At 49.3% G+C, this 15,348-nt stretch carries 14 protein-coding genes and 1 riboswitch; of the genes, 3 read left to right on the plus strand and 11 right to left on the minus strand.

Going from position 1 to position 15,348, the window contains the following annotated elements:
• The first annotated feature begins 30 nt into the window (after positions 1–30).
• Together KNQ18_RS06480 and KNQ18_RS06485 are read left to right on the plus strand one after the other, a co-directional pair.
• Entirely contained in the window at positions 31–360 is a 330-nt protein-coding gene (locus tag KNQ18_RS06480; RefSeq protein WP_064299862.1) for an antibiotic biosynthesis monooxygenase, read from the plus strand.
• Between the two features lie 118 nt (positions 361–478).
• Entirely contained in the window at positions 479–715 is a 237-nt protein-coding gene (locus KNQ18_RS06485) for a hypothetical protein (RefSeq protein WP_064299863.1), read from the plus strand.
• A gap of 1 nt (position 716) precedes the next feature.
• Here KNQ18_RS06485 and KNQ18_RS06490 read toward each other — a convergent pair whose 3' ends face one another.
• Positions 717–1,973, minus strand: coding sequence for a hypothetical protein (locus tag KNQ18_RS06490; protein WP_215084191.1), 1,257 nt, complete (start codon positions 1,971–1,973; stop codon positions 717–719).
• Entirely contained in the window at positions 1,970–3,238 is a 1,269-nt protein-coding gene (locus KNQ18_RS06495; RefSeq protein ID WP_215084193.1) for a hypothetical protein, read from the minus strand. Before KNQ18_RS06495 ends, KNQ18_RS06490 begins: the two co-directional genes overlap by 4 nt.
• Before the next feature lie 154 nt (positions 3,239–3,392).
• On the opposite strand from KNQ18_RS06495, the gene KNQ18_RS06500 reads away from it, so the two are divergent.
• Positions 3,393–4,211, plus strand: coding sequence for an alpha/beta fold hydrolase (locus KNQ18_RS06500; protein WP_215084195.1), 819 nt, complete (start codon positions 3,393–3,395; stop codon positions 4,209–4,211).
• Positions 4,212–4,282: 71 nt separating this feature from the next.
• On the opposite strand, the gene KNQ18_RS06505 is transcribed toward KNQ18_RS06500, so the two are convergent.
• The 9 genes from KNQ18_RS06505 to KNQ18_RS06545 form a co-directional block, all read right to left on the minus strand.
• Positions 4,283–5,314, minus strand: a complete 1,032-nt coding sequence (locus KNQ18_RS06505) for an NAD(P)/FAD-dependent oxidoreductase (RefSeq protein WP_215084197.1) — start codon at positions 5,312–5,314, stop codon at positions 4,283–4,285.
• Positions 5,315–5,369: 55 nt separating this feature from the next.
• Positions 5,370–6,092 (minus strand): energy-coupling factor transporter transmembrane component T family protein, encoded by a 723-nt coding sequence (locus tag KNQ18_RS06510; RefSeq protein WP_215084199.1) that lies wholly within the window; start codon positions 6,090–6,092, stop codon positions 5,370–5,372.
• Complete coding sequence (locus KNQ18_RS06515; RefSeq protein WP_251133306.1) at positions 6,064–7,593, minus strand: ABC transporter ATP-binding protein; 1,530 nt, start codon at positions 7,591–7,593, stop codon at positions 6,064–6,066. The genes KNQ18_RS06510 and KNQ18_RS06515 overlap by 29 nt, the downstream gene beginning before the upstream one ends.
• On the minus strand, positions 7,590–8,162 hold the full coding sequence (locus KNQ18_RS06520) for an ECF transporter S component (protein ID WP_215084201.1): 573 nt from the start codon (positions 8,160–8,162) through the stop codon (positions 7,590–7,592). The genes KNQ18_RS06515 and KNQ18_RS06520 overlap by 4 nt, the downstream gene beginning before the upstream one ends.
• A gap of 100 nt (positions 8,163–8,262) precedes the next feature.
• A riboswitch (TPP riboswitch) is annotated at positions 8,263–8,362 on the minus strand.
• 95 nt (positions 8,363–8,457) lie between these two features.
• Positions 8,458–9,135: a 50S ribosomal protein L25/general stress protein Ctc gene (locus KNQ18_RS06525; RefSeq protein ID WP_023468341.1), complete on the minus strand. Its 678-nt coding sequence runs from the start codon at positions 9,133–9,135 to the stop codon at positions 8,458–8,460.
• A gap of 291 nt (positions 9,136–9,426) precedes the next feature.
• Positions 9,427–10,977 (minus strand): GNAT family N-acetyltransferase, encoded by a 1,551-nt coding sequence (locus tag KNQ18_RS06530; RefSeq protein ID WP_149427377.1) that lies wholly within the window; start codon positions 10,975–10,977, stop codon positions 9,427–9,429.
• A gap of 12 nt (positions 10,978–10,989) precedes the next feature.
• Positions 10,990–11,520 (minus strand): glycerol-3-phosphate acyltransferase, encoded by a 531-nt coding sequence (locus tag KNQ18_RS06535; protein ID WP_215084203.1) that lies wholly within the window; start codon positions 11,518–11,520, stop codon positions 10,990–10,992.
• Complete coding sequence (locus KNQ18_RS06540) at positions 11,517–14,126, minus strand: DEAD/DEAH box helicase (RefSeq protein WP_215084205.1); 2,610 nt, start codon at positions 14,124–14,126, stop codon at positions 11,517–11,519. The genes KNQ18_RS06535 and KNQ18_RS06540 overlap by 4 nt, the downstream gene beginning before the upstream one ends.
• A gap of 30 nt (positions 14,127–14,156) precedes the next feature.
• Positions 14,157–15,197: a tyrosine-type recombinase/integrase gene (locus tag KNQ18_RS06545; protein WP_149427374.1), complete on the minus strand. Its 1,041-nt coding sequence runs from the start codon at positions 15,195–15,197 to the stop codon at positions 14,157–14,159.
• Between the last annotated feature and the right edge of the window lie 151 nt (positions 15,198–15,348).

Consider the following 15,348-nt stretch of genomic DNA (forward strand, 5'->3'; position numbering starts at 1 on the left):
TACTGAAGACGAAAAAAGGGGGAGAAGAACATGTGGATCGTCATGAACCAGTTACACGTCGTCAAAGGTGCAGCAGATCAGGTCGCAGCGCGTTTTAAGACGACGAAAGGAATTGAACGGATGGAAGGGTTCCACCGGATGCAAGTCCTCGTCGATATCAGTCAGGAAGAAGAAGACATCGTCACGATCATGACGACGTGGTCGAATCAAGCAGCATTCCATGCGTGGCAAGAGAGTCAAGCGTACAAAGGCGTGCACCATAAGCGGGATAACGGAACGTCCGAAGTCAAACCGCTCGTGACGTCGAATACCGTCACGGAATATGCGGTCGTCGCTGATCACAGTGCCGCAACGGAATAACCAACAACACCCCTTGGGAGGAAGTCTCTCAAGGGGTGTTGTTTGTAACTATAGATTAGAGTGTTTTTCCGTAATCTGGGTATATTCTAACAAACTAGATGAAACGAGGTGACACCGCATGGTCTATCGTAAACCTGTCGTCTCTAGCCTGTCCGTCCTCGGGGGTATGATCCTGCTTTTCGGTTTCTTGACGAGCGGTGGCTTCATTTATCTCTACTTCTTCGTCTTGCTGTTTGCTTGCGTCTCTTTCTTACGTGAACCGTTGACGCGTAAAGAGTGGTTGCAAGAGGGGATTGCCTTCATCTTCTGGTGTTCCTTGATTTATTTGCTCCAGCATCTCGTCTTCATGGCGTGAGTCATTTTTCGTATTGCTCGAACAAAGGAAGGATGATGTCACGACCTGTTGCTGATAAGTGAATCGACACGTCACGTTTCGGATCCTTCAAGTAGACGTCGGTCTTTTTGACACGCTTGTCGAGATAAACTTCGTATTGCTGTCCTTTCGTCCCTTCTCGGAACGTCAGGTATTTCCACTTCGCCCGTTTTCCCCGCACATCAGACTGTTCACTCGTCTTGATGGCTTTTTGTAATTTTCCGGATTCATCACTCGTCATCATGATCATTTTGTCCCAATCGAAGCCTTTTTCCGAAGTAAAATCATCTTCTTCAAAACGGATATGCTGGAACTGCTCTTGATGGAATAGCGTCACTTCCAAGTTATCCGCTACGACGTCGTCTGCTGTCTGTTCCGGCTCTTGAAGTTCAGGCGGTCGTTCCATCGTATGTCGAATCGATAATTCATAGCGGAATTCGCGTCCGTTTTTCTCCGTTGCGATGAGCGTTCCGTAATGTTCCGGTGTCCCGTCACCCGGGATGAACCGGACCTTGCCCGGTTGTTTCATCGAATGAATCGGGCGTTCCACATGACGTCCACCGTATAACTCGGGTAAGCGCACCATCACGTCATAAGTCGAACCGAATTGTTGATTGTAGACGAGATAGAGTTTGACGTCACGTGTAAATGGCGTGAGTGAATGCGTGTACGTAAAGATCGTCGTCCGTGTATCTTTTTTCGTGACATCCGTCGCGTCGATGACAAGGTAACCTGAACCTGGGAGCTCTAATGTTCGAGCGGAGTGATCGGCAACCTTCTCATTACGAATGAACCGATCGTCTTTTTTTAATACAGTAGGCTTCATGTTAAAGTTCTGTCGTTGTGTAGTCAGAGCTGTCTTCTTGAAGACATCGTCTTTCTTTGCTAGCGGATAATATCCACTTTTTAATGGCGTTTCGCAATATAAGTAGGTCTTCTTTCCGGATTGAACGTAACGAACGGTTTGACCTGCATAGTCATCGAATGGATTCGCCATCATGACGGAATAGATGCCGCCGACAGAGTAATCTTCGGGTGCATCGCTCGCTTTCGACGCGCACGTTTTTTGGATGACGATTCGTTCCTTCGCTGACAAGGTTCTTGGACCTTGATCACTAAATTGTCCTCCATCATATAGTTGTGATAAGTAATCCCATTTAAAATTCGGCGCATCACTTTGACAACCGCTTAATGCTAGCGTTGCACCGAGTGTTAGTCCGATCCAGTAACGTCGATTCATTGATTGAGCACCTCACTAAGTGCTTCACTGGTCGTACCTGACAGCTTGGCACCGTTCTTTGATCCTGGTTTGACGACATAGATTTCAAGCTTTTTAGCGCGTTTGCGTTCGAATAGCTCGAACATTTGGCTTTTCCCTTCGCGCATCAACGTTAATTTTTTCTGCTTTAGTTTTGTGCCTTGTGGCTCCATGACGTCGGTCTCTTTTAATTCCTGAGCGATTTTTTTCGCTAGTTTATCCGGTATTGCTGAGACGAACTTATAATCGCTATCGATGAGCTGTTTCGGTGATTGATGGATGAAACCGACATAATCGCTTGTGGATGCTTGAAGGAATCCATAATTATAATTCACTGGTTTTGTGTAGGTTTTATTAAAACGCAAATATATCGATGTTTCTTGGACGACTTTTCCGTCCTCTTGTTTCCGAACGGTTGCGAACTGTACGGTCTGACCTATCGAAAGACTATCAGGAAGTTGCTTTCGCTCAATTTGATAGGTTTGTCCATTCATATATTCTTGAATCGTTGAAGGGAATCCGACACGGTCACCACTGAACATCAGCTCGATTGACGATTGTTGGAAACCACCAGTCGGACTATCACGAAAAGCTAAATTCAATTCGGAACCGGATAGTGACTCGGTCGTCTCATAGAGTGTTTGTTCTTTATCTTTGCCTTTCTCTTTCATGTAGACGACGAGTTGTCCTTCTGGTGGCAAAGATAGTTGATAGGACGGGAAGAGATACCGTCCGAGCTCTTTTAATTCTTTCTGATCTTCGTTTTCCTGTTTTTGTTGATCCGTGATTTCTTTTGGAACAGGTTTAAAGCGAATGACTGTCGATTTAGCTTTAACCGGTTGTTTTGACCAATCGACGAATGGATAATCACTTCGCTTGATCTGATGAACCGCATAATCCGCATGGCGAATCGGCTGACAGGCCAGATAGTCCTTTTTTTCGTCTGACAGGAAACGGACGTGTTGTAACTCGCGTCCTTGAACACTCCGGGGCAGGAAGTATAAGTCAAATTCTTCGTGTTGCACATATCGATCAGGTAAGTGCTTCATATCAGGTTTTTGCTGGCAAACCTTCAACAAAGCAGCGGTTTGTTTTTTCGGGAGATCCGGTATCTCTTGCCCATCAAAGGTAGTCGAAATACCGCCCCAGTAATTAACATCGTATGTAAGGTCTAAGTATTGTTCTTTACCGCATCCGGCAAGTAAGACTGCGCCTGCGAGAATACCGGTATGTATATAGCGTCTCATGAAAAACCTCCTTTATCCTATTGACTATATTTTACCATAACTTCTATAATAGACAGAATTTTCTATAATACTTTAACATTAAGATGTTTAACATATCTTGACTCGGGAATATTAGATGCATGCACGGTCAATCTATTACTATGGGGGTTTTATGATGGGTACATTCATTCAAGCAGTTGATGGCACGAAAATTTATGTCGAGGATGTCGGGTCGGGTCAACCGGTCGTCTTTTTACACGGCTGGCCGGCAAACAACAACATGTTCGAGTATCAAAAGAATCTGCTCGTCGAAGAAGGGTACCGTTACGTCGGGATCGATTATCGCGGTTATGGCAAATCAGATGCGCCGGCAACGGGATACGATTATAAGACGATGGCGTCCGACATTAATGAAGTCATCGAACAGTTGAAATTAACGAATGTCACGTTGCTCGGCTTCTCGATGGGAGGAGGAATCGCCTTGTCCTATCTCTTGCAATACGGGGATTCAAAAGTCAGTAAGCTCGTTCTCGCAGGAGCCGCAGCCCCTGTCTTTACGCAACGCGACGGTTATCCATACGGGATGACGAAAGAAGAAGTCGATGCGTTGATTGCCGACACGAAACAAGATCGTCCGTCGATGCTCAAAGGATTCGGGGAAATCTTCTTTGCGAAGGAACATCCAGAACCACTTCAACAATGGTTCCACGGTCTTAGCATCGCTGCTTCGTCCCACGGTACGATTCAGTCAGCAATCGCATTACGTGATGAGGACTTGCGTGGAAAACTCGAAAACATCAAAGTCGATACGTTAATCATCCACGGTAAAAAAGACCAAGTCTGTCCGTTCGAGTTCGCGGAAGAAATGCAAAAGGGAATCCCACTTGCACGACTTGAAGTCTTCGAAGAGAGTGGGCACGGTATGTTGCTTGATGAACAAGAGAAGTTCAACGAGACGTTACTATCGTACGTTAAAGGAAATCAAACCGTCTAATCCAACAAGCCATGGACACCCGTCCATGGCTTTTTTTATGTATAGAAAAAAGTATGCGCCGGCGCATACTTTTAAGGGCGATACTTCCGCATAAACCGTTGATCGATCCAGCGCTTCAGGTACCAACCGAATAGGTGAGTCGAATACTGATTGCCATACATTGAAACCGCATGACGTGGTCCCATCGATAAAATCGTCAAATAGTTCGTTTGTGGACGATACGTTTGCAGTGCCTCTTCCTGGACGTACCGTAAGAGGTTTGCCAGTAAGATCGGTGCTTGCCGGACAGCTGTGACGCCATTCTTCGGAATATCGGGATAAGCGACGAGGGTCGCTGCGTCACCCGCAGCAAACAGACTCGGATGATCGAGCGCTTGCAACTGTTCATTGACAAGTAGAAATCCGTCTTCCGTATAGAGCTTACTGTCCGCAAACAATGCCGGAGCTTTCGCACCTGTTAAGCGGATGATCGCATCCGACTCGATTGGAGGGTGATGCTTGAAGCGGAGTGGTGGTTCGTCATCTATTGGACGTTCCTGGATCCAATATACATCGAGTTCTTTTAACCGTCTCGCAATCGCTTCCGCTGCGGGGTGTCCTGAAAGTAACTCTGGATCCGTGATGAGTATAATCGGCACATCCGCTGTTTTCAAGGACGCCGCCATCTCGACAGCCGCTACACCACTTCCAATCACGACTGGACGCTTTGCTTGTTGCAGACACTTTAATGTATCTGGTAACCGGTAGTTCGGTTTAATCGATAATCGTGTCTTATCTTCCGCCCAATCGAACGAGCCGATATTCGTCGAGACGACGTCATAAGTGTAACGCCTGCCGGATGCACCGAAGACGACCTTTTCATCGGGGTCGATTTTGATGACGGTCTCTTCGATGAACTGTTTATCATTGGCGCGACACAGTGCGGCGACGTCGATACGGATCTCATCGATATCGTACGTTCCGTCAACAAGTCCGGAGTACATGCCCGAGTAATATTGGTACGTCGAGGCATTTAAAATCAGCCACTCGACGTCTTCTGTTGGTCCATTGGTAATGCAATGCAGGTGAGCGTGTCCTGCACCAATCAAGAGGATTCGTTTCATATCGTTCTCCTTCAATCTGTCTTGCTAGAATGTACCCGGATACGGGTGGCGGTAATCATAGCCAAAAGACAAGACTGATGAACAGGAGGATGACCATGAGATAGATAACATCCTGGCGCTGAACGACTGGCACTTCATAATATGTCCGTTCTGCTGAAAAATGACGGGCTTCGAAAGCGATCGCCATCCGTTCTGCCCGCTGAATCGATCGCGAGAAGAGCGGTAAGCCGATTGATAGGAACGCATCACCAGGAAAGCGACTGTGAACGTTCCGAATCATCCGGACTTGCCGTAAGACGCGGACTTCTTCGACCAAATGTGGAAGAAAGCGGATCCCGGCAAGAAATCCGTACGCGAAGCGAGGCGATACCTTTGCTTGGTGAATCAAGCTCATCACGAACCGGGTCGAATCGGTCGTCGTGACGAAAGCGAAACTTAAGCAGACGAACGTTGCCATCCGTAAGGCAAGTAACCAGCCGTGCATGACACTTTCCGATGTGACATGAAACCAACCAAACGACCATAGAGGATTCGTTCCTTTGCCGAAGGCTGCCATCATCCAGAACGTCAATAAGAATAATAGACTGTAAGGTGCGAGTCGTTTCAAGAAATCGCGAGGACCCCACCCGGAGAGGAGTAGCAGCGCGATAGCAAAACTCAGGAACACCAACGTCTTGACCCAGTCGTTCGTTGCAATCAAGGCAAACATGATCAAAAACAATCCGCTACCTTTGATGACAGGATTGAGTTTAGCGAACGGTGACGCGTTCGTCTGCATGGCGCTTCACCTCCTGGAATTGGTACGAAAGTGGACGTTGTAGCTGACAGCGTTCGAGTAACGGAACGTCAGCGAATAACTCGCTCGGACGTCCGTCAAAAGCAATACGCCCTTGCTCCATGACGAGGACACGATCCGCGTATCGGGCGACGAGTTCCATATCGTGTGTTGCCATGACGAGCGTCGTTCCGTTTTGTTGTTCCGTCAACAACTGTTCCATGAGCCGCCGTGTCGTCAATCCATCCTGTCCGAACGTCGGTTCATCGAGCAACAATAAATCCTTCGTCTGCCCGAGCATCGTCGCGACGCTGAGTCGTCGTTGTTGCCCCGTACTAAGCGCAAGCGGTGACTGCTGTTTGACGGATGCGAGTTCCAGCCGTCCGAGCAACGTCGTGCGCTCATCACTCGTCGCTGCTCGGTGACTCCAGTTGATTTCCGCTTCAACCGTTAGCTTGAGAAACTGCAGATCCTGTTGTTGAAAGACATAGCCGACGTGCTCATAAAAGCGTCTCCGGGAGTAACGCTGAACCGGACGTTCCTGGAACCGATATGTTCCACGATGGGGAAGCAACCGACCGAGTGTTGCAAGCAACGTACTTTTCCCGGATCCGTTTGCCCCGAGCAGCATCACCCATTCTCCTGTCTGCAGGGAAAATGTCGCATCGGTTAGCGGGTAAGGTGCTTTCGTCGATAATGCAGCAATGTGTAACAGGGGAATACCTGCTGTAGCGACTGGAGGAAGCACGTGAAGTCGCGCTGCTTGTGGTCCATCTATGGGTAACGTCTCTAACGTGTACGGATACAAAGAAGGAACAGCGATGCCTTTCGATTGAAGCTCTGTATAAGCCTGCGGGAACAAATCCTGCGGATGCGCCGTCGCAGTAATCGATCCGTCCTCAAGTAAGACGATCTGGTCGATGTACGGTAAACAGACATCGAGTTGGTGCTCGATCAAGACGATCGTTAAATCGTGTTCTTTCTGAATCCGAAAGATCAACGCCATCAGTTCGTGTTGTCCGATTGGATCAATCTGGGCTGTTGGTTCATCGAGTAATAAGATCGTCGGCTCGAGCGCTAGGACCGCGGCGAGCGCGAGGCGCTGTTTCATCCCCCCGGATAGACTTGCGATCGGTGTCGAGAAGGGGAGAGGGAGACCGACGAGTGCGAGTAAGCGTTCAATTCGTTCCTCCATCTCCGCACGTGGAATCGACCGGTTTTCTAAACTAAAAGCGATTTCGCGTCCAATCGTTTCCATGCAGAACTGTTCTTCTGGATTTTGAAATAAGACTCCGACCGAACCGGACCGGGTAACGGTACCAGTCTGTTCGACTTCGATCGTCTCCGGTGTCAGTCCGGCTAGGGCATGAAGCAGTGTCGTCTTGCCACTCCCACTGCGTCCAAGCAAAAGGGTCGTTCCTTGTTCGATCGTCAGCGATACATGATCGAGCACCGATTTCATCTGACCCGGATAGCGGATGCTGAGGTCGTCGACAGTAATCATGCGACTTCCCGTTTCGCACGTCCGGCCGCAAACCCGTTCAAGACACCGGTCGCAACAAGGCGACGGACGAGAATCGCTGCAAGCAAGCCGCCGAGTAATGCGCCACTAATCAATTGTAAGCCAGTTGTCGCAAGCAACGTCGTCGCCGTGTAGTAACCGAATCCGTTCGCGATCAGACTATAGACGATGCTACCAATTGCGGCTCCAACACCCGATAACATCAATGTCCAGGTGTCATAACGGCGATAACGCGTCATCGCGAAGACGAGTTCCGCACCAAGTCCTTGGCAGACCCCGATCAGTAGAGCCGATAAGCCAAAGTGACTACCCGTGAACAGCTCGACAGCTGCCGCGACGATTTCCGCGATGAGGGCAGCACCCGGTTTTTGAATGATTGCTGCGACGAGCGGGCTCGCGATGATCCAGATCCCAAACATCCAGTTGGCACCGACTGGCCCGAAGATTGCAGACATCGGTAACCAGAGTGTTGACCAACCGAGATAGATGACCCCGCAAGCGACGGCGAGCATCATCATGACCATGATTTCTTTCATTTTCCAGTGTTGCATCGTGTTCGTCCTCCTTTAAGTGGGGGAGACGCCAAAAAAGACCGCCCTCCGTAAAAAAGAGAGCGGTCCTCAGAAAAACTGCGCGCAGCAGGAGTCATTGGATGTGATCGCTCCACTTTCCTACGCTAGTATGAACTAGATCAGGTTCGAAGGGTCCGAAGTGAATCGTCTCAGCCAAATGGGCTCCCCTAGTGGATATGGTAATAGGTGATACGCTGTTCACTTTAGGCAATCTTCTGTCTATTGTCAAGACACAAAAAAACGATACGCCACGAAGGGCGTATCGTCAAACGACTTATTTGTTGTCTTCGTTCTCTTCTTTTGCTTCTTCTGAAGACTCTTCCGTAGCTTCCGCTTCGTTGTCTTCGCCAGCTTCCGCTTGTGCCTCAGCTTCTGCTTCTTCGATTTCCTCAAGCTCTTGTTCAAGCGTTGATTCGACGACAGCTGCGACTTGAATGTCACCTTCTGTGACGATACGGAAATCTTTTTGTTCCGGAAGATCAGCTACAGAGATCGAATCGCCGATTTCGAGGTTCGTGACGTCGACTTCGACGTTCTCTGGCAATTTATCTGGTGTTGCTGCGACTGTTACTTTAAAGAGTGTCTGTGACAGGAATCCGCCGACTTTAGCGCCAGCTGCTTCGCCGACGAGTACGACGTCTGCTTCGACTTCTGTCTCTTCATCCATTTTAACAGCGATGAATTCAACGTGATCGACAGTTGGTGTGAAGACATCCATATCACGACGGTTGATCAAGACGTTAATATTTTTACCGTCGAGTTTCAGTGAAATCAAGACGTTCTCACCGTTTTCTCGAACGATTTTAAGCAATTCTTTTTCTTCAAATGCGATTGGTGTACTTTCCACTTTGTAACCATACACGACACCAAGAGCTTTTCCTTCATGACGTAATTGTTTACGGAGTGAGCGTGGACGTACCTCGCGTTTTTCGGCTGTTAATTTAACTGACATGTTCATTTCCCCCTTGAATTTGGTATAGCCCTCAAAAGGTAATGAATGTAGGAGCAGGACAAGTCCTGAACAATATGAAACATGCTAAGACAATCGGTTTCAGACTCGCTTTGAATCTGACGCTTTCGTGACTTTGCATTTCTCTCCCAGGTCATTACGCTGATATTGAGAAACATGTGTGAGTAAGTCACCGTTTGATGCGGTGCTAGTGAGTTTATACCCCTATGTTTTAAATCCTTAAACCTCTAATTTTTATTTTTTAAAGTCGAAAGACCTCCAAACCGCTTGAAATCAAGGGTTGAGAGGTCTTTCGTTTTTTTCATTTTTTATGGTGATGCGTTGGTTTTCACGGACCAACACGCGGATGAGACGTTCGATGTGCCGCATCGTCGTCTGTCCCATCGTTGAAATTTGGAGCCATTGATTACGGACGAGATAGTCGCTTTCATATTGAACATGATAGCCCTGAATCCGAAGAGCGTCTCCTAAAGCGGTTGCCGACGGATGAACGATCGTCAGAATTCCCGGCGCTTGCGCTTCTTGAGTCGCAAGAAGGTTGAAACCAGTAGCGCGAACGGCTTGTTCGAGATAGGTCATCTTGATGGCTGCTTGATCGAGATCAATGGCATCGAGCGCTGCCTGACAAGCCAGCAACAAGTTCGATGAGCCGGAAAAGGCGACGCCTTCCGCATAGAGTCCGAGATCCAGATAACGTGGAATTCGTGGAGAAGGTAGGATGCTGTCTGTATGACCGATGAACGCAAGACCCGGTAAACCCCCAATTGCCTTTCCGGAGACGGTCGTGACGAATCTGCAGCCAGCGTATGAGAAACGTCCGGTCCCGACGGCGCTGATCGCATCGACGATGAGTGCGGTTCGTTGATCTAATAGCGCTTTTACCGCATCGAGATCGTAGAGAACGCCCGTAGACGTCTCACAATGCGTCAACCAAATCCAGTCGTACTCCGTTTGATGCAGTTGACTTGCGAGTTGTTCCAAGTCGATCGGGTGACCGGACGGAAGCAGGTGGATATCAAATGACTTTCCTGCTCGTGCCGCGTGATCGATCAAGCGTTGACCGAACTCGCCACCGTTTAGAATCAATCCATGTCCACTCAGTTGTTGTGCGACAATATCATTGGCGAGGGTGCCACTGCCAACAGCCATCGAGACATATGGCAAATCCAGCAACTGACACATCCGACCACGTAAATCTTGATCGAGCTGACGCATCGAGGCCGTCCGATGCGGACGCGGTGCTTGTTGTGCCGCTTGGCGGACTGTTGGTGCAACCTCGACTGGACCGGCTAGAAAATGCAGAGGACGTAAAACGTCCGCGATGACGGATCGTTCATATGTTGCGCGCGACAACAACATCGGTACGAACTGGGCATCGCCACTACCGAGCGTTGCTGCGATTGGTGTGAAGCCGAACCGCGCATATAGTTTAGCTTCCCGTGTCGTACCACTGATATAGACATGATCAATCGTTTCCCGCTCCAAGTAGACCATCAAAAAACGCATCAATTGCATGAACGTACGACTATTGCGGTATTCGGGACGAACGCTGAGTAAGCGGATTTCCGCTGGGTCCGTCAGTGTCTCATCTAGCGTCACGCCTTTTTCCTCAAGCGAAAAAGGACGATGCTTCCGAATGGCAATCATCGCGACGAGTCGATCGTCTTCCTTGCCGATCAGATAGGTATTTTGATCATGAAACCGGTCAATCCGTTTCCGTTCGGTGTTCGGTTGATGTTGCGGAATCTCTTCCGTGAAGGTGAGGTAGTTCAGTTCATGGATTGCTTCCGCGTCCGAAGCGGTAGCAATGGAAAAGTCGATCATGAGACGTCCTCCTTATGTAATGACTGGCTTGTGAAGTGCATCATGAGCCCACAGGACAAGTAGATTTACAGCAACGGTACACAAGATATTGATGGGTCCCGCGTCAAAGTAGACAGGGAGTAACGGGAGCAGAACAACCGGAATCAGCCCCGCTTTGACGCTATCTTTCGTTACGAGATAATACAGACCGAGTATGCCTAGTCCGGCAAGATATGCCCACGGCGTGATGGCGAAGACGATTCCGGAAAATACGGCATACCCTTTACCGCCGCGTCGCGGATGAAACAACGGAAACAAGTGACCGATAAGTACGGCAAGAGCGACGGGATAAAATGCGTCTGTTAGCTGTAGTGCAAGAACCGTCTTCGCGGCATCAAACAGGTACACGAATAAAAAAGCCGGGAGCCCACCGGCGCGATGGGCGTTGCGGGCACCGATGTTTCCGGAACCGACCTGTGCCAAATCGGTACGACTGACGTACTTCCAGAGCGTACCGCCAAGAATACTACCGATAAGGTAACCAAGCAGGAGATCAAGGATCACCGATGTTCCTCCTTTGTTTCTACGAGATGTACGAGTTCCTTGACGGTCAGGGCATCACTGTCTGGAGCCGTCAGGACGGCATCGACCATCTGAGCTTTTCGATCTTGTAATTCCGTCATCTTTTCTTCGATCGTTCCGCGTGTCAGCAGTTTGATGACCGTCACGTCGGACTGTTGTCCAAGCCGGTGAGCGCGATCGGCTGCCTGTTGTTCGACGGCCGGATTCCACCAACTGTCAAAGAGGATGACGGTATCAGCAGACGCGAGATTCAGTCCCGTTCCACCGGCTTTCAGGGAAATCAAGAAGAGATCGACTTCACCGTCATTGAACCGATCGCATAACGCCAACCGGTCTTCGAGTGGTGTCTCACCCGTCAACAGGAAGTGGGGGAGGTGACGTTGCGCGAGATCCGAGCGAATGCGTTCGAGCATTTGTGTATACTGCGAGAAAATCAAGATCCGCTTTCCGGCTGCCCGTTTTTCGGCAATTAATGAGAGTAGACGCGTTCGTTTCGTTGCTTCCCCTGTGTACTCCTCGACGAATAATCCCGGATCGTTGCAAATTTGCCGCAACCGCGTTAACCCAGCCAGTAATTTCAGACGATCTTCGCGTTTCGTCTCGTCTAAGTGTTGCAGCGTCTCGAGTTGCAATTTGGCGAGATACGACGCATATAAGCGTTTTTGGTTCGGACCGAGCTCGACATAATGATGCTCGATCTGTTTCTTCGGTAAATCCTGTAAGACATCTTGTTTCTCACGCCGTAATAAGAACGGTTGGATGAACTGTTGCATGTCATCAAATGACCATTTCTCAAACGTCGCTAAATCCGGCAGTAATTCTGGAAACAGAACATGGAAGATCGACCAGATATCACGCGGACGATTCTCAAGTGGTGTTCCCGTTAAGGCGAAACGGCGTTTTGCTTGCAGATGCCGTAGTTGACTGACCGTTTGTGACTGCGGATTCTTCAAGTGCTGTGCTTCATCAAAGAAGATGACGTCATATACGGGGTGGCGACGGACGTCGGTCCGAAGCGTCGTATAGGAGACGATCGTCACCGTATCTTCAGGTAAGTGCTCCAGTTCGCGGAGTCGGCTGGCTTGAGAACCAGTGACGACATGAACCGGTCGACCGGGTAAAAAGCGCTTCAGTTCCGCCTCCCAGTTGCGGAGTAGTGACGCCGGCGCGACGATGAGCGCGCGACGGTCAGGAATCGTCGCGACATAACCAATCGCTTGAATCGTCTTCCCGAGCCCCATCTCATCGGCTAAAATCCCGTGACATCCTAGCGCGTCTAAATTCTTCAGAAATTGAATGCCCGTCCGTTGATACGGATAGAGTCGTGATTCTAACGAATTCGGCAAGTCGAGCTGGAATCCTTGTCCGGATTTCAATTCAAGCCATTTCTCGAGCAAATCGGCGTGAAGATGGAGGACGGAAGCGCCAATCAGATGCTTCATGTTCCGGACGGCAGGTAAGACGATCCGTCCGTCGCGTAAGTCGCGTTCACTTGCTTCCATCTGGGCGAGAACCCGTTGTAACTGCTGAAAAGCCCTTGTTTCTAAAGAAACGAACTGTCCGGATTTCAAGCGGTGGTACCGTTTTTGTAAGACGAGCGACTTCAGGACACGTTTCAGCTCATCTTCCGGAATCCCGTCCATTGAAAAGTTGAACACGAGCCAGTCGAGGCGGTCCGTTACGTCGACTTCGATTCGCGGATGGAACGGACCTTTTGGTAACGTTGTCCGGATCGCTTGTGTTGCAAATAACTCCAGTTGACCGAGCGCAACCCGTTCGTCAAGCAGACTCCGCAAAAAGGCATACTGTGCGGCGTCACTCGTGATGATGTATCGCATGTCTCGTGGTGTTGATTGGAATTCACGTAAGAAGCGTAAGGCACTTTGCTCCGTTACCTGATCCCGTCCAGCGTAAATCGTCTCATCGAGCGGATTCAGCTGAATTCCTTGATAATCAAACGACACGCGGACTTCGACTTCTTGAGGCGTTCGGTCGAGATGAAGTTTGACGATTGGTGTCCCGGAAACGATTCGTTCTTGTAAATCAGGACTGAACGAAACATCGGCGAGTCGCTGCAAATACTCCGTCTGTCCAAGCAAACGATCGAAGTAGGGCAGGGACAGTTGATGCTGCTGATTGTCTGTCAATCGTTTGAGTGTCACGACGGGTCCTGTCAGTTCGAAATGAATCGCTACCCGACGATCAGGTGTGAGACTGCGTAAATAATGGCGCGCGCCAGCGTCATCGACTTGAAACGCCGTGAAGGGACGGATTTGCGGCGATAGCGGCGTCGGTGTACCGTGCACCTGTACATGATGCATCGCCAGTAAAACAGCGACGATATGTCCACAAAACGATGTATCCATCGCAAGCGAAGGACAATTACAGCCGGCGTCGACACCGTGCGCCTTGACGCGGACGGTCACCATGAATCGTTCCTCACCGTCGACACTCGCTTCGATCAGCTCGTCGCCCATTCGATAATTATGCAACGTGACCTTTCGAGCGGCGACATACTTCTTTCCCCGTCGAAAAGCATAGGCATCAGACATCTGTTTGATTTTGCGTTCACTGAGCCCGTAATTCATGACAACTCTCCTTTAGTTAACATAATATGATTATCGTTCACCATCAAATAAATCGACGGCGCGTTTTTTCTCCGAATCGCCGATATGGACATAGACTTGTGTCGTCGCGACGGATTCATGACCAAGTAACTGCTGGATCGTCAGAACATCGACCCCACCGGTCGCAAGACGTGTCGCAAACGTATGCCGCAATTTATGCGGTGTAATTTTTTTGCGCTCTAAAAAGGGTAGGACCGGTTTTAATCGTTCGGTGTGCCGCTGCAAAATATGCTGGACTGCCCGTGGACTGAGTGGTTTCCCGTGTTTTTGGAAGACAGGCACGGCGCCACTCGTTGGCATCTGATAATGAATCGCGTATTTGCGTAAGGCGATCCGGGCTGGTTTCGCGAGTGGAATCAGCCGCTCTTTATTACCTTTCCCGATGACACGGAGCGTGTTTTCATGGAAATCGACATCATTCCAGACGAGTTGGGTCATCTCACTGAGACGCATCCCGCTATAGCCGAGTAGTTGGAATAACGTCACGTCGCGGACGCGATCACGTTCATAATGCGACGCTTCCCGGGCATTCATCTCGACGTTCGACGGTAACAACTGAATCAATTCGTCCCACTCGCGTTTCGTCAGGTAGACCGGTTCCCGTTTCGCTTGTTTTGGTCGGTTGACTTTTGCGACCGGGTTTTCTGATAGCTGACCTGTATCGACCAAATAACGGAACAACGACTGTAACGCCGATAGCTTTCGGTTGATCACGCTTGGTGCATTTTGTTTCGTTAAGGCAAGGTATTCGGCATAGGCTTCGATTCCTGCTGCATCGATCTCGACGAACGCTTCAAGTGGAATATCTCGCGCCGTTACTTCTTCACCGGACGCCGCAGTGACGAATTGAAAGAACGCTTCGTAGTCATAGACGTAGCGACGCATCGTTGCTAATGAGAAATGTTTTGCTGCTAACTGATCCAAATAGGACTGAATGAAGCGTGGCATCCGCTCATAACCAGGAATCGCTGGTGCTGTAGCCGAAACGGTCGTTTTATGTATCGTTTTTCCTAGGTTTTTAAATAAACTCATCCGACAATCACCCCTCTAGTAGTAGTATACCAAACGTTGGTACGTCAGACACTTGTTTGCGTGAAATAGTTATTTCACGCAACGTTAAATTGTCAGACAGGGAGCGCTCAGTTGCATCGACAACGCACCAGACGGGTCGTTGATCAACTCG

The organism is Exiguobacterium sp. s78 (genome assembly GCF_018618985.1).
GTDB classification, from domain to species: Bacteria; Bacillota; Bacilli; order Exiguobacteriales; family Exiguobacteriaceae; genus Exiguobacterium_A; species Exiguobacterium_A abrahamii.